The organism is Streptomyces sp. F63 (genome assembly GCF_018070345.1).
Lineage (GTDB): Bacteria > Actinomycetota > Actinomycetes > Streptomycetales > Streptomycetaceae > Streptomyces.
This window is the reverse complement of sequence record NZ_JAGPXX010000005.1, coordinates 202,587-220,949: the sequence shown is the minus strand read 5'-3', so window position 1 is coordinate 220,949 and position 18,363 is coordinate 202,587. Positions and strand designations below refer to the sequence as shown.

Below are 18,363 nucleotides of genomic sequence, written 5' to 3'. Positions count from 1 at the left end.
CGGCACGACGGCCCGGCGGCACCACGGCACGGCGGCATGACGGCACGGCGGACGGAGACGGCGACCGCACAGGGCGGGCGGCGTACGGCGGCGACGGGAGGACGGCACGGTGGCCGGTGAGGAGCAGGCGGCGCAGGCGGTCGCGGAGACGGGATCGGCGGTGCCCCCGGAGGCCCGGGAGCGGCATCAGCGGCTGGCGGAGGAGGTCGAGGAGCACCGCTTCCGCTACTACGTGAAGGACGCCCCGGTCGTCAGCGACGCCGAGTTCGACCGGCTGCTGCGATCCCTGGAGGCGCTGGAGGAGGAGTACCCGGAGCTGCGCACGCCCGAGTCGCCCACCCAGAAGGTGGCCGGGGCGTACGAGACGGAGTTCACCGAGGTCGAGCACCGCGAGCGGATGCTCAGCCTGGACAACGCCTTCGACGACGAGGAACTGGAGTCCTGGGGCGACCGCATCGCCCGCGAGCTGGACGGCACGGAGTACCACTTCCTCTGCGAGCTCAAGATCGACGGCCTCGCGGTCAACCTCACGTACGAGCACGGCCGGCTCACCCGGGCCGCCACCCGCGGCGACGGCCGCACCGGCGAGGACATCACCCCCAACGTCCGCACCATCGCGGACGTCCCCGAGCGGCTGAGCGGCGAGAACGTTCCCGCCCTGGTGGAGATCCGCGGGGAGGTCTTCTTCCCGATGGAGCGGTTCACCGAGCTCAACGCCCGCCTGGTGGAGGCCGGCAAGCCGCCGTTCGCCAACCCGCGGAACGCCGCCGCCGGCTCGCTCCGCCAGAAGGACCCGAAGATCACCGCGAGCCGCCCGCTGCACATGGTGGTGCACGGCATCGGCGCCCGCGAGGGCTTCTCCATCGACCGGCTGTCGCAGGCCTACGACCTGCTGAGCGCCTGGGGCCTGCCCACCACCCCGCACGCCAGGGTGGTGGACTCCCTCGCCGGGGTCCGCGAGTTCATCGCGTACTACGGCGAGAACCGCCACTCCGTGGAGCACGAGATCGACGGCGTCGTCGTCAAGGTCGACGAGGTGCCCCTGCAGGGCCGGCTGGGCTCCACCTCGCGCGCGCCGCGCTGGGCCATTGCCTGGAAGTACGCACCCGAGGAGGTGAACACCACACTGGTGGACATCCGGGTCGGTGTCGGCCGTACGGGGCGGGTCACGCCGTACGCCGTGGTCGAGCCGGTCACCGTCGCCGGCTCGGAGGTCGAGTTCGCCACCCTGCACAACCAGGAGGTGGTCAAGGCCAAGGGCGTGCTCATCGGGGACACGGTGGTGCTGCGCAAGGCCGGGGACGTCATCCCGGAGATCCTCGGCCCGGTGACGGACCTGCGGGACGGCACCGAGCGGGAGTTCCTGATGCCCGCCGAGTGCCCCGACTGCGGCACGCCGCTGCGCCCCATGAAGGAGGGCGACATCGACCTCCGCTGTCCCAACGCCCGCGCCTGCCCCGCGCAGCTCCGCGAGCGCGTGTTCTACCTGGCGGGCCGTAAGGCGCTCGACATCGAGAACTTCGGCTATGTGGTGGCCACCGCCCTCACCCAGCCGCTGGAGCCGGCCGAGCCGCCGCTGCGCGACGAGGGCGACCTCTTCGACCTGACGGTGGAGCAGCTGCTGCCCATCACGTCCCACGTCCTCGACCCGGACACCGGGCTGCCCAAGCGGGACCCGAAGACCGGCGAGCCCAAGGTCGTCACCTTCTTCGCCAACCAGAAGGGCGAGCCGAAGAAGAACACCCTCGCCATGCTGGAGAACATCGCCGCGGCCAAGGAGCGTCCGCTGGCCCGGATCATCACGGGCCTGTCGATCCGCCATGTGGGCCCCGTCGCCGCCGAGGCGCTGGCCCGCGAGTTTCGCTCGCTGGACCGGATCGCCCAGGCGGACGAGGAGGAGCTGGCGGCCGTGGAGGGGGTCGGGCCGACCATAGCCGCGTCGCTCAAGCAGTGGTTCGCCGAGGACTGGCACCGCGAGATCGTGGAGAAGTGGCGGGCCGCCGGGGTGCGGATGGCGGAGGAATCCGGCCAGGACGAGGGACCCCGTCCGCTGGAGGGACTCACCGTTGTCGTCACGGGCACGCTCTCCACGCACACCAGAGATGGCGCGAAAGAAGCGTTGCAGAGCCGCGGGGCGAAGGTCACCGGTTCCGTTTCCAAGAAGACGGCGTTCGTCGTGGTAGGTGACAACCCCGGCTCCAAGTACGACAAGGCGGTCCAGCTCAAGGTTCCCGTGCTGGACGAGGAGGGGTTCGCCGTTCTCCTCGAACAAGGTCCCGAGGAGGCTCGTGAAGTCGCACAGACGTCCGCCGAGTAGCCGTCACATGACACTCGTTCGGCGCATACCAGACGCTTGGGTGTGCCTGGTCCGCATTCGGGCAACCCCTGCGGATCGCTGCCCGTCCGGCGGCCGGGCAGCCTACTGTTGAGGGTGTGCGCCCGCCGTGCGCGGCCGTGCGGTGGGAACTCGTAGGCGACGGCACCGGGCCCGGTGCCACCGGGCGCCCGGCCGTGGTCCACCCCGGGCCGGCCCGGACGGGACGGGCACCGCCGGCTGTGAGAGGACGGGAATGAAACCGACCGACAGCGCTGACGCGGCGTCAGGGGGACGCCGGGTCACCGCGCCCGCGCTGCTGCCGATGGCCACGGTCGCCGTGGCCGCGTGCGCGCTGGCCGCCGGCGTCTGCCGGGTGCTGCTGGGCGGGAGGGCGCTCTTCCCCTCCGGCGCCGCCGGCTGGTCGCTGGCTCTTCTCACCGGCATCATCGTCGGCCATCTCGTGGCGCTCGGCCGCGACCGCTGGTGGGGCGGCACCGGTTCCGGCGCCGCCCTCACCCTCGCCGTGCTGCTGCTCTACGGCTGGGTGCCGGCCGTCCTGGTCAGCCTCGCCGTGGTGGTCCTGGTCAGCGCCGCCCGGCACCAGCGCTGGAGACAGGGGCTGCTCCACGGCTCCGTCGACATCCTCGGCATCGGGGCCGCCGCGCTGGTGCTCGCCGGATTCGGGGTCTTCCCCTCGGTGGAGCGGCCCTGGAAACCGTCCGAGTGGGACGTCCTCGTCCTGCCCGAACTCCTGCTGGCCGCCGTGAGCTATCTCCTGGTCACCCGGGTCCTGCTGTGGTACTGCACGGCCCCGCGCATCGGCGGCCTGCCCAGTGCCGCCCGGACGGCCCTCGTCCGGCAGGCCCTCGTCGGCGTCGCCCTGCTCGGCATCGCCCCGCTGATCTGCGTGGTCGCCGTTGAGATGCCCGTCCTCCTGCCGCTCTTCTCCGTGCCGCTGATCGCTCTCGACTCCACCCTGTGGATCGCCCGCGCCCGCGCCGAGGAACAGCTGCGCGACCCGCTCACCGGCCTGCCCAACCGCCAGTGGCTGCTGGAGCGCACCTGGTCCGCGCTGGACGACGCGGAGCGCGCCGGCGCCCGTGCCGCGCTGGTCCTGATCGACCTCGACCGGTTCCGGTCCGTCAACGACACCCTCGGTCACCTCGCGGGGGACCGGCTGCTGCTGCAGATCGCCGAGCGGCTCAGGCTCGCCCTGCCGCCCGGTGCCGAGGCCGCCCGCCTCGGCGGCGACGAGTTCGCCGTCCTGCTGCCCGTCGCCGACTCCACCACCAGCGCCCAGCGCACCGCCCGCCAGCTCGTCGGGGAACTCGGCTCGCCGCTCGACCTCGACGGGCTGACCCTCGTCCTGGAGGCCAGCGCCGGCGTCGCCGTCTTCCCCGACCACGCCCTGGACGCCGAGGACCTGCTGCGCCGCGCCGACGTGGCGATGTACCAGGCCAAGCGGGACCGCAGCGGCTGCGAGGTCTACGAGGCAAAACGTGACGGCAACACCCCCGACCGGCTGGGCCTCCTCGGCGATCTGCGCCGCGCCCTGGACGCGGGCGACGTCGAACTGCACTACCAGCCGAAGGTCGGCTTCGACGGCCGGGTGCGGGGCCTGGAGGCGCTGGTGCGCTGGGTGCACCCGGAGCGCGGCCGGGTCAGCCCCGACGAGTTCATCGCCATCGCCGAGTCCTCCGGGCTGATGCCCCATCTGACCGAGTACGTCCTGGAGACCGCCCTCCGCCAGGTCGCCGCCTGGCGCGAGAAGGGCCTCATGGTGCCGGTCGCCGTGAACGTCTCGCCGCGCGACGTGCACACCCCCGGTTTCGCCGGCTCCGTCGCCGCCCGGCTCGCCCGGCACGGCGTCCCCCCGTCCGCGCTCCAGCTGGAGATCACGGAGCACGTCCTGCTGGAGGACCCGCAGCGTGCGGCGGACACCCTCGCGGGACTCACCGGGCACGGCGTCAAGATGTCCCTGGACGACTTCGGCACCGGCTACTCCTCACTGGTGCACCTGCGCCGGCTGCCGGTCAGCGAACTCAAGATCGACCGGTCCTTCGTCGCCCGGCTCGCCGTCGACACCGAGGACGCGGAGATCGTCCGCTGCACCGTCGACCTCGCCCACTCCCTCGGGCTGCTCGTCGTCGCGGAGGGAGTGGAGGACGACGAGACGTGGGAACGGCTGCGGGACCTCGGCTGCGACGCCGTCCAGGGGTGGCTGGTCGCCGCCGCGATGCCGCCGGACGAGACCACGGCTTGGCTGCGGCTGCGGGGCGAGGGCGGCTGGCACCGCGGCGAGCCGGCCGCCCGTCCCGAGCCGGTCCGCCCCGAGCTGCCGGTGCGGTCCGAGTCCTCCCTCCGCGCGGAACCGCCCGCCCGCGCGGAACCGGCCGCCCGCGCGGAACCGGCCGCCCGCGCGGAACCGGCCGCCCGCGCGGAACCGGCCCGCGCGGAGCCGCTGGCCGGCTCCGACGCGGCCTTTCCGGACCCGGCGCGTCCCGATCCGGCCCGTACCGACCCGGCGCGCTCCGACTCCCGCCGGGCGGACCCGGCCCGCCCGGAGTCCGTCCGTCCCGAACTGGCGGCGGCGTCCGCTCCCGGCGCCACTCCGGAACGGACGGAGTGCCCCCGCTCCGCGACCCGGAGCGCCCCACCGGAGGGCGCCGACCGGCCGTCGGGGCAACGGGTCACCTGAGGGACGGGCCGCCGACCCGGCGGCGCCGGGAACCGCGGGCCCCGGCGCCGGGCCGCGTCCCCGTGCCCGCGGCCGGGGCCGGGTGCTTCGCCGTCCCGGACCACCGGCGGCGGCACACCTCCCCGCGCCCGTCGCCCCGGAGGGCGGTGGCCCGTTCCGGCTTGCGGCGCCCGTCCGGGCTCCCGGGGGCGAGGGCCCGCGTGCCCTGCCGGGGCCGCACCGCGGGCCCCGCACGGCGGCCCGCGCCAAGGGGTTTCGCCCCGGACCCGCCGACCGCCATAGGATTGGCCGGATAACCCACACACCAACCCCTGAGGATCGCTGAATGCCTGGCATCACGCGCGAGGAGGTCGCCCACCTCGCCCGGCTGTCACGTCTTGAGCTGAAGGACGAAGAGCTCGACCACTTCGCCGGACAGCTCGACGTGATCATCGGCGCGGTCGCCCGCGTTTCCGATGTGGCCGACGAGGATGTACCGCCGACCTCGCACCCCCTGCCGCTGACGAACGTCATGCGCGCCGACGAGGTCCGCCCGTCACTCACCCCCGAGCAGGCGCTCTCCGGAGCCCCCGCGCAGGAGCAGCAGCGTTTCAAGGTGCCGCAGATCCTGGGGGAGGACTGACATGGCCGACCCGACCAGGCTGACCGCGGCACAGACCGCGGCCGCCATCGCCTCCGGCACCCTCACCGCCGTCGAGGTGACCGAGGCCCATCTGGCCCGGATCGAGGCCGTCGACGAGAAGGTGAACGCCTTCCTCCACGTCGACCGTGAGGGCGCGCTGGCCCAGGCCCGCGCCGTCGACGAGAAGCGGGGGCGCGGCGAGGCGCTCGGCCCGCTGGCCGGCGTCCCGCTGGCACTCAAGGACATCTTCACCACCGAGGGCGTCCCCACCACCGTCGGCTCCCGGATCCTGGAGGGCTGGCTGCCGCCGTACGACGCGACGCTGGTGAAGCGTCTCAAGGACGCGGACGTCGTCATCCTCGGCAAGGCCAACATGGACGAGTTCGCGATGGGCTCCTCCACCGAGAACAGCGCCTACGGCCCCACCGGCAACCCCTGGGACCTGACCCGCATCCCCGGCGGCTCCGGCGGCGGCTCCGCGGCCGCCCTCGCCGCGTACGAGGCCCCGCTCGCGATCGGCACGGACACCGGGGGCTCCATCCGCCAGCCCGCCGCCATGACCGGCACCGTCGGGGTCAAGCCGACCTACGGCGCCGTCTCCCGCTACGGCATGGTGGCCTTCTCCTCCTCCCTCGACCAGGGCGGCCCCTGCGCCCGCACGGTCCTGGACGCGGCCCTGCTGCACGAGGTGATCGCCGGGCACGACCCGTTCGACTCGACCTCCATCGACAAGCCGGTCCCGCCGGTGGTCGAGGCGGCCCGCAGCGCCGAGGTGAAGGGCCTGCGGGTCGGCGTCGTCAAGGAGTTCGCCGGCGAGGGCTACCAGGCCGGCGTGATGCAGCGGTTCACCGAGTCCGTGGAGCTGCTGCGCGAGCTGGGCGCCGAGGTCACCGAGATCTCCTGCCCGTCCTTCGACAAGGCGCTCGCCGCGTACTACCTGATCGCCCCCTCGGAGTGCTCGTCCAACCTGGCCCGCTTCGACGCGATGCGCTACGGCCTGCGCGTCGGCGACGACGGCACCCGCTCCGCCGAGGAGGTCACCGCCCTGACCCGCGAGGCGGGCTTCGGCGCCGAGGTCAAGCGCCGCATCATGCTCGGCACCTACGCGCTCAGCTCCGGCTACTACGACGCGTACTACGGCTCCGCGCAGAAGGTCCGCACCCTCATCACGCGGGACTTCGAGAAGGCGTTCGAGCAGGTGGACGTGCTGGTCTCGCCGACCTCACCGACCACCGCCTTCCCGATCGGCGAGCGGGCGGACGACCCGATGGCCATGTACCTCGCCGACCTGTGCACCATCCCGACGAACCTGGCCGGCAACGCCGCCATGTCCCTGCCCTGCGGCCTGGCGCCGGAGGACGGGCTCCCGGTGGGGCTGCAGATCATCGCGCCCGCCATGGCCGACGACCGGCTCTACCGGGTCGGCGCCGCGGTCGAGGCCGCGCTCACCGCCCGCTGGGGGCACCCGCTGCTGGAGGAGGCACCCGCACTATGAGCAGTTTCGCCAAGGCCAAGGGCTTCAAGAAGTCCAAGGCCGGCACCTATCTGTCCATCGGCACCACACTCTTCGGCGCCGTCAGCGTGCTGAAGCAGGTGAGGACCGCCCGGAGCGAGAACGACACGCTGATGCTGGCCGACGCGGTGGTCTCCGCCGCCGCCATCGTCACCGGTGTGGCCGTCCTCGTCCGCGAGCTGCGCCGCCTGGGCGACGACGACGTCCTGCTGGGCTGAGAGGGAAGAGTCCGTGACCGTCACTGAACTGGTGCCGTACGAGGACGCCCTCGCGTCCTACGACCCCGTCATGGGCCTGGAGGTCCATGTCGAGCTCGGCACCGCCACCAAGATGTTCTGCGGGTGCTCCACCGCCCTGGGCGCCGAGCCCAACGCGCAGACCTGCCCGACCTGCCTCGGCCTGCCCGGCGCGCTGCCCGTCGTCAACGCGACGGGTGTCGAGTCGGCCGTCCGGATCGGCCTCGCGCTTCACTGCGAGATCGCCCCCTGGTGCCGCTTCGCCCGGAAGAACTACTTCTATCCGGACATGCCGAAGAACTTCCAGACCTCCCAGTACGACGAGCCGATCGCCTTCAACGGCTATCTGGACGTCGAACTGGAGGACGGCGAGGTCTTCCGGGTGGAGATCGAGCGCGCCCACATGGAGGAGGACACCGGCAAGTCCCTCCACGTCGGCGGTGCGACCGGCCGCATCCACGGAGCCGTCCACTCCCTCCTCGACTACAACCGGGCCGGTATCCCGCTGATCGAGATCGTCACCAAGCCGATCGAGGGCGCCGGCGCGCGGGCCCCCGAGGTCGCCAAGGCGTACGTCGCCGAGCTGCGCGAGCTGATCCGGGCCCTCGGTGTCTCCGAGGCCCGGATGGAGATGGGCCAGATGCGCTGCGACGTCAACCTGTCGCTGCGCCCGCACGGCACCGGGACCTTCGGCACCCGCTCCGAGACGAAGAACGTCAACTCGCTGCGCAGCGTCGAGCGTGCCGCCCGGTTCGAGATCCAGCGGCACGCCGCGGTGCTCTCCGCCGGCGGCACGATCGTCCAGGAGACCCGCCACTTCCACGAGGACGACGGCTCCACGACCCCCGGCCGGGTGAAGGAGGAGGCGGAGGACTACCGCTACTTCCCCGAGCCCGACCTGGTGCCGATCGCCCCGGCGAGGGAGTGGATCGAGGAGCTGCGGGCCGGCCTGCCCGAGCTGCCGCGGCTGCGGCGGCAGCGGCTCAAGGCCGAGTGGGGTCTGAACGACCACGAGATGCGGTCGGTGCTCAACGCCGGCGCGATCGGCCCGATCCTGGCCACGATCGAGGCGGGCGCCCCGGCCGACCAGGCCCGCAAGTGGTGGATGGGCGAGCTGGCGCGCCGGGCCAACGAGGACGGCGTCGAGCCGGCGGCGCTGCCGATCACCCCGGAGCAGGTCGCCCGGATCACGGCGCTCGTCGCGGAGGGCTCGCTCAACGACAAGCTGGCCCGCCAGGTCATCGAGGGCGTACTGGCCGGCGAGGGTGATCCGGACACGGTCGTCGAGAAGCGCGGCCTGAAGGTCGTCTCCGACGAGGGCGCGCTCGGCGCGGCCGTCGACGAGGCCATCGCGGGCAACGCGGCCATCGCGGAGAAGATCCGCGGCGGCAAGGTCGCGGCGGCGGGCGCGCTGGTCGGCGCGGTCATGAAGGCCACCCGGGGCCAGGCGGACGCGGCGCGGGTCCGTGAACTGATCCTGGAGAAGCTGGGCGTCGAGGGCTGACCCTCACGACCCGGCCCGGCCCGGCGCAACCCGACCCGGCACGGCCCGTACGGCCGGGGCCGGCTCCCACCCGGGAGCCGGCCCCGGCCGTTTCGTGTCCCGTCCCGGCGCGCGTCCGGGCGCTTCACGGTGCCGGGTGCCGGGCGTGGCGGGACGGGACGCGGTGAACCGCACAGCGGCGGGGGACCGTCGAAATCCGGACGTTCGCTGTGATGTCAGCGGCCCGCCCCCCTGCGGACATGCAGCCTCATTAGCTTCCCGACGACGACTTTCGGACACAGGAGGCTCAGATGGCCACGGACATCTCAAGGCGACGGCTGCTGGCCGTGGGCGGTGGCGCGATCGGCGCCGCGGCAACCGGATCGCTGTTGCCGCCGTCCCTGCAGACGGCGCTGGCGGCGGAGCCCCCGTCCGGGGGGATGCGCGCCATCAAGCACGTCGTGGTGCTGATGCAGGAGAACCGGTCCTTCGACCACTACTTCGGAACCCTGCGCGGTGTACGGGGCTTCGGGGACCGCAACGCCCTGGAACTGCCCTCGGGCAAATCCGTCTTCGAGCAGCCCGACCCGCTGCGCGGGGAGGTCCTGCCGTTCCCGGTGCGGGAGGCGGCCGAGACCCAGCGCAAGGACCTCCAGTACATCGGCGACCTCGACCACAGCTGGTCCGGCGGCGCCAAGGCCTGGAACAACGGCTGGATGAACAACTGGGTCACCGCGAAGACCGCGGCGACCATGGCCTATTACGACCGCCGTGACATCCCGCTGCACTACGAACTGGCGGACACGTTCACGATCTGCGACGCCTACCACTCCTCGGTCCACACCTCGACCAGTCCCAACCGCAACCACCTCGTCAGCGGGTGGACCGGCTCGGAGGCGGACGGGCGGCGCGCCGTCGGCAACGACGCCTACGCCGAGGGCACCCACCCGGGCTACGGCTGGACGACGTACGCGGAGCGGCTGGAAAAGGCCGGCGTGAGCTGGCAGACCTACCAGGAGTGGGAGAACTTCACCGACAACAACCTGGAGTTCTTCACCTCCTTCAAGGCGATCGCCCGCAAGGCCCTCGCCAAGGCCGGCGACTTCTCCTACATGGAGGCCTTCTACGCGAAGGTCCGCGACACCACGGACACCGCCGAGCGCGAGCGGCTGCTCGCCGCGCTCGACGAGGGTGTCGCCGCCCTCACCCCCGCGGAGCGGCGCCTCTTCGAACGGGCGCTGCGCCGCCGGCCCACCGGCACCCTCGCCGAGACCTTCCGCGCCGATGTGGCGGCGGGCCGGCTGCCCAAGGTGTCCTACCTGGTGCCCAGCGCCCTGGACTCCGAGCACCCCGGTGCCTCCTCGCCGGTCGCCAGCGCCACGCTCGTGTACAAGGTGCTCGACGCCCTGGCCTCCCACCCCGAGGTGTGGCGGCACACCGCCGTACTGATCAACTACGACGAGAACGACGGCTTCTTCGACCACGTCCCGCCGCCCGTCCCGCCGGAGGGGAACACGGACGAGACCTACCAGGGCAAGCCCACCGGCCTCGGCATCCGGGTCCCGATGCTGGTGATCTCCCCGTGGTCCGTGGGCGGCTACGTGTGCTCCGAGGTCTTCGACCACACCTCGGTGATCCGATTCCTGGAGCAGTGGACGGGCGTCGCCGAACCCAACATCACGCCGTGGCGCCGCACCGTCACCGGCGACCTGACCTCCGCCTTCGACTTCACGCGCGGGCGCCGGCAGCCCGGCGTGGAGCAGCCGGGGCCGATCCCGCCGTTCACCGGCCGCTGGCGGCCGGCCCCGCCGGCGGAGCAGAAGATGCCGGTGCAGGAGCCGGGGCGGCGGCCCGCCCGTCCGCTGCCGTACCAGCCGGACGCGTACGGGAGGGCCGACGGCCGGGTCTTCCGCCTGCTGCTGTCGAACAGCGGGCGCTCCAGCGCGCACTTCGCGCTCTACCCGTACGCGGGCGAGTACGCGGCTCCCCAGCACCGGGACGTGAAGGGCGAGGAGCGCTGGAGCGTGCCGCTGGCCGGCGAGCGCTACCGGTTCACGGTCACCGGCCCGAACGGCTTCCGCCGCGAGTTCGCGGGGGCGGCGGCCGGCGGTGCCGAGGTCGAGTCCCGGATCGGCGCGGACGGCCGCCGGATCCGTCTGACGCTGATCAACACCGGGGAGGAGACGATCACGTTCACCGTCCGCCCGCTGGGCTACGCCGGTGAGGACGACCGGCGCGGGCGGGTCCGGGAGGTCGCGGTGAAGCCCGGCCGCCGCCGCACCGTGGTGCACTCGGCCGCCGCTGCCCACGGGTGGTACGACCTGGAGGTCACCGCGCCGGCCGTCCCCGGTTTCCGCCGGCGGCTGATGGGCCACATCGAGAACGGGCGGCCGAGCGTCTCCGGCTGAGCGGTACCGCCCGGCGGGAGCCCGGCGGGAGCCCGGGGAGAGCCCGGGGAGAGCGGTTCCGCACCGCGGCGGCCCCGGTCCGGCCCCGGGCTCCGGCACCGATCCTGCCGGAGCCCGGGGCGGGGCCCCGGACGGCCGTCCCCGGGCCCCGCCCCGGGACCGGCGCTGTGAGCCGGGTCATGTCCGGTGCTGTGACGTGCGGCACCAGAAGCCCCGTTGATCTCCCCGGGCCGCAATAGTGGAATGCGTACTTCCGGTGCTTTCGGGGTGTAACCGCCCCCTAGGCGCTGTCCTCGCACCCAGGGAGTTCCCTTCCATGGCCGCTCTGGCCCGCTGGTGCATACGCCGGCGTCTCGTCGTCGTCCTGCTCTGGCTTCTCGCCCTCGGCGGCACGGCCGTCGCCTCGTCGGCGGCCGGTGCCGCCTTCTCCGACGACTACGAGGTCCCGGGCACCGAGTCCGGGCGGGCCGCCGCCCTGATCGAGGAGAACTTCCCGGGACAGGGCGGTGACCGCGCCACCGTCGTCTGGCACACCGACCGCGGCACCGTACGGGCGGAGGCCGTCCAGGACCGGATGACCGGGACCCTCGACGAGATCGCGGACCTCCCCGGGGTCACCTCGGTCGCCGGCCCGTACGGACCCGGCGGCACCGGCCGGATCAGCGCCGACGGCAGCACCGCCTACGCCACCGTCGGCTTCGAGGCCGCCCCCGGCGACGCCGGTACGGCGCAGGCCGCCAAGCTGGTGGAGACCGCACAGGCCGCCGAGGGCGACGGCCTCCGGGTCGAGGCGGGCGGTTCCGCGCTCGGACAGCCGGGCAAGAACCTCGGCCACACCGCCGAGATCGCGGGGCTGGTGGTGGCCGCCGTCGTCCTCCTCCTGGCCTTCGGCTCGCTCGCCGCGACGGCCCTGCCCCTGGCGACCGCCCTCGTCAGCGTCGGCACCGGCTATCTGGGCATCGGCCTCCTCGGCCATCTGATGCCGGTCGCCGACTTCGCCCCCATGCTGGGCATGCTGGTCGGCCTGGGCGTCGGCATCGACTACGCGCTGTTCATCGTCACCCGGCACCGCCGGGGCCTGCGGCAGGGGCTGTCCGTCACCGAGGCCGCCGTCCGCGCGACGGCCACCTCGGGGCGGGCGGTCGTCTTCGCGGGCGGCACGGTCTTCATCGCGCTGCTGGGCATGCTCGTGCTACGGCTGGACTTCCTGAACGGCGTGGCGGTCGCGGCGTCGCTGACCGTCCTGCTGGCCGTGGCCGCCTCGGTCACCCTGCTCCCCGCCCTGCTCACGGTGATCGGCCCCCGTGCGCTGAGCCGCCGCGAGCGCCGCCGGCTCGCCGCGCACGGTCCCGAGCCGGAGCGGAGCACCGGGTTCGCCGTCCGCTGGTCCGCCTTCGTCGAACGGCACCCGCGGATCCTCGGCGCCGTGGCGGTCGCCGTCATGGCGGTCCTGGCGCTGCCCGCGCTGGGACTCCATCTCGGCACCTCGGACCAGGGCAACCACCCGGCGGGCTCCACCACCCGGCAGGCGTACGACCTGCTCGCCGACGGTTTCGGCCCGGGCACCAACGGCCCGCTGACCCTGGTCTCCGAGATCGGCGGCCCGGCCGACCGGGCCGCCTTCGACAAGCTGCCCGGCGCACTGCGGGCCACCGACGGCGTCGCCGCCGTCACCGGCGCGACCACCGACCGCGACGGCGGCACGGGCGTCATCACCGTCGTCCCCGACACCTCCCCGCAGGACACCGCCACCTCCGAACTCGTCGAGCGGCTCCGCGGCGACGTCCTGCCCGAGGCGCAGGAGGGCACCGGCCTGCGCACCCACGTCGGCGGCCCCACGGCCGGCTACGACGACTTCGCCTCCGTCATCACGGCCAAGCTGCCGCTCTTCATCGGCACCGTCATCGCCTCCGGCAGCCTGCTGCTGCTCCTCGCCTTCCGCAGCATCGGCATACCGCTGAAGGCGGCCCTGATGAACGTGATGGCCGTCACCTCCGCACTGGGCATCGTCACCGCCGTGTTCCAGTGGGGCTGGGGGAGCGAGCCGCTGGGTCTCGGCGCCGGCGGGCCGATCGAGCCCTTCCTGCCGGTGATCATGGTCTCGGTGCTCTTCGGACTCTCCATGGACTACCAGGTCTTCCTCGTCAGCCGGATGTACGAGGAGTGGCGGCGGACCGGCGACAACCGCCGCTCGGTCCGGGTCGGCCTCGCCGAGACCAGCCGGGTGATCAACTCCGCGGCCGTCATCATGATCGCCGTCTTCGGGGCCTTCGTCCTCACCGGCGACCGGATCATCGCGATGTTCGGCATCGGGCTCGCCGCGGCCGTCGCCCTGGACGCCTTCGTCCTGCGCACCCTGCTCGTGCCGGCGCTCATGCATCTGCTCGGCGGCGTCAACTGGTGGCTGCTGCGGTGGCTGGACCGCGTCCTGCCCCGCATCAGCATCGAGGCGCCGGACGGCGGGGAGCCCGCGGAGGACGAGCCGGGCGGTCCGGCCGGGCCGGACCGCCCCGGCGGGCCCGGCGGGGACGAGCCCGGGAAGCCCGGCGAGCCCGGCGCCCCCGAGACCCCGCCGGCACCCGCCATCCCCGGACCGCGGCACCCGGCCGACACGGCCGCTCCCGCGCCCGCCGGGAGGACCTCCGCGGCCGCCCGGGCCGCGGCACCCGGAACGATGCCCTAGGCGCGGGCGGCGGACCCCGCCGAGGGGGCCCGCCGGGCCGCGGGTCCTGAGGCCCCGGACCCGGCGAAGATCGGGCAGCGTTCCGACACCGCCGCCATCCGCTGCGCCCCTTCGAAGCTGAGGGTGTCCGGGCGCGGCGAGGCGGCGGCCTTTGCGCACCGTATGCGGATCTTCGCGGAGCCCGGCCCGGAGCCCGTCCGCCGACGGGGGCGGGCGTGGCTCAGGCCGTACCGCTCCGGGGCGGCCGGATCAGCACCCGGCCGGAGGCAAGGTCCACCGGCCCCCGGCCGGGATCGGAGTCCCCGGTGTCCTGGACGACCAGTTCGAGGCGGTTGTGCTCCTCCTCGGTGTGCGCCCGGCCGGGTGTGAAGAGTTCTTCGAGGGCGTTGAACATCAGCGCCTCCCCATCGTCGGTCCCGCTCGGAGTGTCTCCGTCCGCAGCCTGCCCCGGAGGGACCGACCCAGCCCTGCCGCGCACCGTCCGCGATCTACCGCCCGTACGGCCGTCACCGCCGCCCGGCCCCGGCCCGGCCCCGGCCCGGCCCGAGACCCGGTGCCGCGAGTCCGGGGAGCGGCGGAGCGGTACGGCCGGGAACCGTCAGGAGACCTTCAGCCGGAGGATCCGGTCGTCGTCCTTCCCGGGGGAGCCGCGACCGTCGGTCTCGCTGGTCACCAGCCACAGGTCACCGTCGTCCGTGGCGACGACGGTCCGCAGCCGGCCGTACTCCCCGGTCAGGAAGTCCTGCGGCTCGGCCACCGGGCGGGTCCCGTCCAGCGGGATCCGCCAGAGCCGCTCACCGCGGAGGCTCGCCATCCAGACCGACCCCTTGGCCACGGCGATCCCGCTCGGCGAGGCCTCCTCCGGCCGCCACTGCTCGACGGGCTGGGTGAAGCGCTCCCCGCCCTCCTTGCCCTCCACCTCGGGCCAGCCGTAGTTCCTCCCCGGCTCGATCAGGTTCAGCTCGTCCCAGGTGTGCTGCCCGAACTCGGAGGCCCACAGCCGGCCGTCCGCGTCCCAGGCCAGCCCCTGCACATTGCGGTGGCCCCAGGAGTACACGGCCGATCCGGGCTCCGGATTGCCGCGCGCCGGCTCGCCGTCGGGGGTCATCCGCAGGATCTTGCCGCCGGGCGAGTCCTTGTCCTGCGCGAGGCCCTCCTCGCCGCTCTCCCCGGTGCCCGCCCAGAGCATGCCGTCCGGGCCGAAGGCGATCCGGCCGCCGTTGTGGACCACGCCCTTGGGGATGCCCTTGAACACCGTGTCCGGAGCGCCGAGTTGACGTCCCTCCGGCTTATCCGGGGAGTAGAGCATCCGCACGATCCGGTTGTCCGAGGCGGTGGTGAGATACGCGTACACCATCTCCCCGTCCTTCGGCACGGCGATGCCGAGCAGCCCGCCCTCTCCCGCCGCGGACACTCCCGGGACGGCGCCGATCTCGGTCTTCTTCCCGTCGTCCGCCGCGATCCGGAGGATCTTGCCGGTGTCGCGGGAGGAGACCAGCAGGTCGCCGCCGGGCAGCGGGGCCAGGCCCCACGGGGTGTCCAGGCCCTCCGCCACGGTCTCCACCACCTTCACGGAACCCTTCGCGGGCGCCGCGGAGGAGGACGCGGTGGGGCCGGCGGACCGGTCCCCCGGGGAGGCCGGCGGCGAGCCCGTACGGCCGCCGGAGCCGCCGTCCCCGGAGGAGCAGCCGGCGGTGAACACCAGCGCGGCCGCGGCCAGCGCGGCGGAAACGGTCGTCACAGCGGGGCGTCGGCGCACAGCTTGCGGTCCTCTCCGGTCGGATCCGGTACAGCGGGGCCGGGGCGGGCGGGCGCACCGCACACCTCCTCAACACCCCGGCGCCCCCCGGGGTTCCCCGTCGGTGCCGACCATAACGCCGCGGTGCCGACCGTAACGCCCCGGCGCCGGACGCTCCGTCCCCCACGGCCCCGCCGGTCAGTCCTCCCACGACCCCTGCGCGGCCGGCAACTCCGCTATCTCCGCCAGATCCCGTTCGGTCAGCAGGAGACCGGAGGCCCCCGCGTTCTCCACCGCCCAGCGCTCCCGCTTGGTGCCCGGCAGCGCCACCACATGGCGGCCGCGGGCCAGCACCCAGGCCAGCGCCACCTGGGCCGGGGTGGCCCCGTGCCGGGCGGCCACCCGGCGCAGTCCCGCCACGATCGGCTGGTTCGCGGCCATCATCTCCGCCGTGAACCGCGGGTGCCGGGCCCGTACGTCGTCCGGTTCGAAGCCCTCCCCGGGGGTCAGGGTGCCGGTGAGGAACCCGTTGCCGAGCGGCATCGCCGCGAGGAAGCCGACACCCCGCGCCTCGCACCAGGGCAGCAGCGCGGCCAGCGCCTCCCGTGACCACACCGAGAGTTCGGCCTCGACGGCGCTCACCGGGAAGACCTGCTGCACCCGCTCCAACTGCCGCAGCGTCGCGTCGTGCATCCCGGGAGCCTCCGCCGTCCCGTGAGCCCCTGTCGCACCCGGCGCGGCCGGGACCCCGTGAACGCCGGGGCCGCCGCGCTCCCGGCGGCGGCCCCGCTGCCCGCGCCACTCCGGCCGCCGCGGGGCCCGCGCCCCCACCGCGCACAGCCCGAGCGCCCGGACCTTGCCGGCGGAGACCAGCTCGGCCATCGCCCCCCAGGTTTCCTCGACCGGTACCTCCGGATCCGCCCGGTGCAGTTGGTAGAGGTCGATCACATCGGTCTGCAGCCGCCGCAGTGAGGCGTCGCACGCCCGCTTGACGTACGCGGGGCGGCCGTTGGCGACGACGTGCTGCTCACCCACCAGCAGCCCGCACTTGGTGGAGACGAAGGCGTCCGCGCGCCGCTCCTTCAGCACCCGCCCCACCAGCAGCTCATTGGTGAAGGGCCCGTACATGTCGGCGGTGTCGAGGACGGTGCAGCCGCGGTCCAGGGCGGCGTGCGCGGCGCGCAGCGAACTCTCCCCGTTCTGCTGGGAGCTGGTGTACCCCCAGCTCATCGGCATGCAGCCGAGCCCCACGGACCCCACCGAGAGCGCCCCCGCGCCGATCGTCCTGCGCTCCACCTGGTTCCGCACCCCTCCTGGGCCCCGCACGGCCCGCCCCGCCGGGGGAGGGGCCGTGGTCTGTGTCCGTGGCCAGGGGCCGACCGCCCCCGCAGCACAGTAACCTCTGCCGTCCCCGCGCCGTCGCCTAGGCTCCTGGCCATGACTTCCGACGTGTGGCTGCCCGTACCGCCCGCCGAGATCGACGGCCTCCCCGGGACGTTCACCTACCTCCACTGGGAGGGCGGGGCCCGCTTTCCCGGAGACCCCGCCCGCTGCGTCTTCTACGGGGTCCCGTACATGAAGAGCCCGGAGACCTGCGTCCGGCCGCTGAAGGAGATGACCTCCCTCCGCGTCGTCCAGACCCTGACCGCGGGCACCGACCACGTGCTGCCGGCCCTGCCCGGGCTGCCGCCCGGCACCCTGCTGTGCAACGCCCGCGGGGTGCACGAGGCCAGTACGGCCGAACTCGCCCTCACGCTCACCCTGGCCTCGCTCCGCGGCATCCCCTCCTTCGTCCGCGCCCAGGACGCGGGGGAGTGGCGCACCGGCTTCCGCCCGGCGCTCGCCGACAAGCACGTGCTGATCGTGGGCTACGGGTCCATCGGCAGCGCCGTCGAGGACCGGCTCACGCCTTTTGAGTGTGCGCGGGTGACACGCGTCGCGCGCTCTGCCCGCACCACCACGCGCGGTCCCGTGCATCCGATGGAGAAACTGCCCGAACTGCTCCCCGAGGCCGATGTGGTGGTCCTCGTCACCCCGCTCACCGACGAGACCCGTGGTCTGGCGGACGCGGGTTTCCTGGCCCGGATGAAGGACGGCGCGCTGCTCGTGAACGTCGGCCGGGGCCCGGTCGTCGACACCGGCGCGCTGCTGGCCGAGACCGCCTCGGGCCGGCTGTCCGCCGCCCTCGACGTCACCGATCCCGAACCGCTGCCCGCAGGTCATCCCCTGTGGCGGGTTCCGGGGGTGCTCATCACCCCGCACGTCGGCGGACCGACGTCCGCCTTCCTGCCCCGTGCCCGGCGGCTGCTGCGGAACCAGCTGGAGCGGTTCGCCGCCGGCGAGCCGCTGGAGAACGTCGTCGCGGAGGCGGGATAGCCGCGCCCGCCCGGCGAACTCCGGGGGAGGCGCCTTCCGAACACGATGTGCTTCTGTTCGAGCGCGGAGTGTACTTGACAGGAGACAAACTGTCACGCTGCGTAGGTAACCTATGTCGCTGCGTGACGAGACTGGTGTATCGTCCCGACCGGGGACCGTGCCGCGAAGTGAACGACGGCACGGCGAAGGACCGTGACTCAAGGGGGGCGACGGCGATGCGCGGCCGATGGAAGAGCGAGAAGGCGGGGACCGGACGCCGGCGGCGACCGGTACCGCAGGCCCCCGTGCG

General features: G+C 73.7%; 12 protein-coding genes. 9 read left to right on the top strand and 3 right to left on the bottom strand.

From position 1 onward, the window contains the following. The first annotated feature begins 109 nt into the window (after positions 1-109). From ligA to KBZ10_RS08310, 8 genes are all read left to right on the top strand, one after another. The gene (ligA, locus tag KBZ10_RS08345) at positions 110-2,317 is read left to right on the top strand and encodes an NAD-dependent DNA ligase LigA (RefSeq protein WP_210986862.1); all 2,208 of its coding nucleotides are present in this window, start codon (positions 110-112) and stop codon (positions 2,315-2,317) included. 253 nt (positions 2,318-2,570) lie between these two features. Continuing rightward, entirely contained in the window at positions 2,571-5,015 is a 2,445-nt protein-coding gene (locus tag KBZ10_RS08340) for a bifunctional diguanylate cyclase/phosphodiesterase (RefSeq protein WP_282107787.1), read from the top strand. A gap of 325 nt (positions 5,016-5,340) precedes the next feature. Then, positions 5,341-5,637 carry an Asp-tRNA(Asn)/Glu-tRNA(Gln) amidotransferase subunit GatC gene (gene gatC, locus KBZ10_RS08335; protein WP_019709903.1) on the top strand — a complete coding sequence of 99 codons (297 nt, stop codon included), beginning with the start codon at positions 5,341-5,343 and terminating at the stop codon, positions 5,635-5,637. A gap of 1 nt (position 5,638) precedes the next feature. Next, positions 5,639-7,132, top strand: a complete 1,494-nt coding sequence (gatA, locus tag KBZ10_RS08330) for an Asp-tRNA(Asn)/Glu-tRNA(Gln) amidotransferase subunit GatA (RefSeq protein WP_210986861.1) — start codon at positions 5,639-5,641, stop codon at positions 7,130-7,132. Continuing rightward, entirely contained in the window at positions 7,129-7,368 is a 240-nt protein-coding gene (locus KBZ10_RS08325; protein ID WP_210986860.1) for a hypothetical protein, read from the top strand. Before gatA ends, KBZ10_RS08325 begins: the two co-directional genes overlap by 4 nt. 13 nt (positions 7,369-7,381) lie before the next feature. Next, positions 7,382-8,890: an Asp-tRNA(Asn)/Glu-tRNA(Gln) amidotransferase subunit GatB gene (gene gatB / locus KBZ10_RS08320; RefSeq protein WP_210986859.1), complete on the top strand. Its 1,509-nt coding sequence runs from the start codon at positions 7,382-7,384 to the stop codon at positions 8,888-8,890. Positions 8,891-9,180: 290 nt separating this feature from the next. Beyond that, a complete protein-coding gene (locus KBZ10_RS08315) occupies positions 9,181-11,277 on the top strand; it encodes a phosphocholine-specific phospholipase C (protein ID WP_210986858.1) in 2,097 nt (698 codons plus the stop codon). 316 nt (positions 11,278-11,593) lie between these two features. Next, positions 11,594-13,960: an MMPL family transporter gene (locus KBZ10_RS08310; protein ID WP_210986857.1), complete on the top strand. Its 2,367-nt coding sequence runs from the start codon at positions 11,594-11,596 to the stop codon at positions 13,958-13,960. A 220-nt stretch (positions 13,961-14,180) separates the two neighbouring features. On the opposite strand, the gene KBZ10_RS08305 is transcribed toward KBZ10_RS08310, so the two are convergent. The 3 genes from KBZ10_RS08305 to KBZ10_RS08295 form a co-directional block, all read right to left on the bottom strand. Further along, complete coding sequence (locus KBZ10_RS08305) at positions 14,181-14,354, bottom strand: DUF6191 domain-containing protein (RefSeq protein WP_210986856.1); 174 nt, start codon at positions 14,352-14,354, stop codon at positions 14,181-14,183. A gap of 204 nt (positions 14,355-14,558) precedes the next feature. Beyond that, a complete protein-coding gene (locus tag KBZ10_RS08300) occupies positions 14,559-15,701 on the bottom strand; it encodes a PQQ-dependent sugar dehydrogenase (RefSeq protein ID WP_307847276.1) in 1,143 nt (380 codons plus the stop codon). Positions 15,702-15,896: 195 nt separating this feature from the next. Next, entirely contained in the window at positions 15,897-16,994 is a 1,098-nt protein-coding gene (locus tag KBZ10_RS08295; protein WP_210986854.1) for an aldo/keto reductase, read from the bottom strand. A 141-nt stretch (positions 16,995-17,135) separates the two neighbouring features. Here KBZ10_RS08295 and KBZ10_RS08290 point away from each other — a divergent pair, with 141 nt between their 5' ends. Further along, complete coding sequence (locus KBZ10_RS08290; RefSeq protein WP_210986853.1) at positions 17,136-18,074, top strand: 2-hydroxyacid dehydrogenase; 939 nt, start codon at positions 17,136-17,138, stop codon at positions 18,072-18,074. Positions 18,075-18,363: the final 289 nt, after the last annotated feature.

What these genes read in the sequence shown, in the direction of transcription:
- gatC (WP_019709903.1), top strand. Translation starts at nt 5,341, where the DNA reads ATGCCTGGCATCACGCGCGAGGAGGTCGCCCACCTCGCCCGGCTGTCA.
- KBZ10_RS08340 (WP_282107787.1), top strand. Translation starts at nt 2,571, where the DNA reads ATGAAACCGACCGACAGCGCTGACGCGGCGTCAGGGGGACGCCGGGTC.
- KBZ10_RS08305 (WP_210986856.1), bottom strand. Translation starts at nt 14,354, where the DNA reads ATGTTCAACGCCCTCGAAGAACTCTTCACACCCGGCCGGGCGCACACC.
- KBZ10_RS08315 (WP_210986858.1), top strand. Translation starts at nt 9,181, where the DNA reads ATGGCCACGGACATCTCAAGGCGACGGCTGCTGGCCGTGGGCGGTGGC.
- gatA (WP_210986861.1), top strand. Translation starts at nt 5,639, where the DNA reads ATGGCCGACCCGACCAGGCTGACCGCGGCACAGACCGCGGCCGCCATC.
- KBZ10_RS08290 (WP_210986853.1), top strand. Translation starts at nt 17,136, where the DNA reads ATGACTTCCGACGTGTGGCTGCCCGTACCGCCCGCCGAGATCGACGGC.
- KBZ10_RS08325 (WP_210986860.1), top strand. Translation starts at nt 7,129, where the DNA reads ATGAGCAGTTTCGCCAAGGCCAAGGGCTTCAAGAAGTCCAAGGCCGGC.
- KBZ10_RS08310 (WP_210986857.1), top strand. Translation starts at nt 11,594, where the DNA reads ATGGCCGCTCTGGCCCGCTGGTGCATACGCCGGCGTCTCGTCGTCGTC.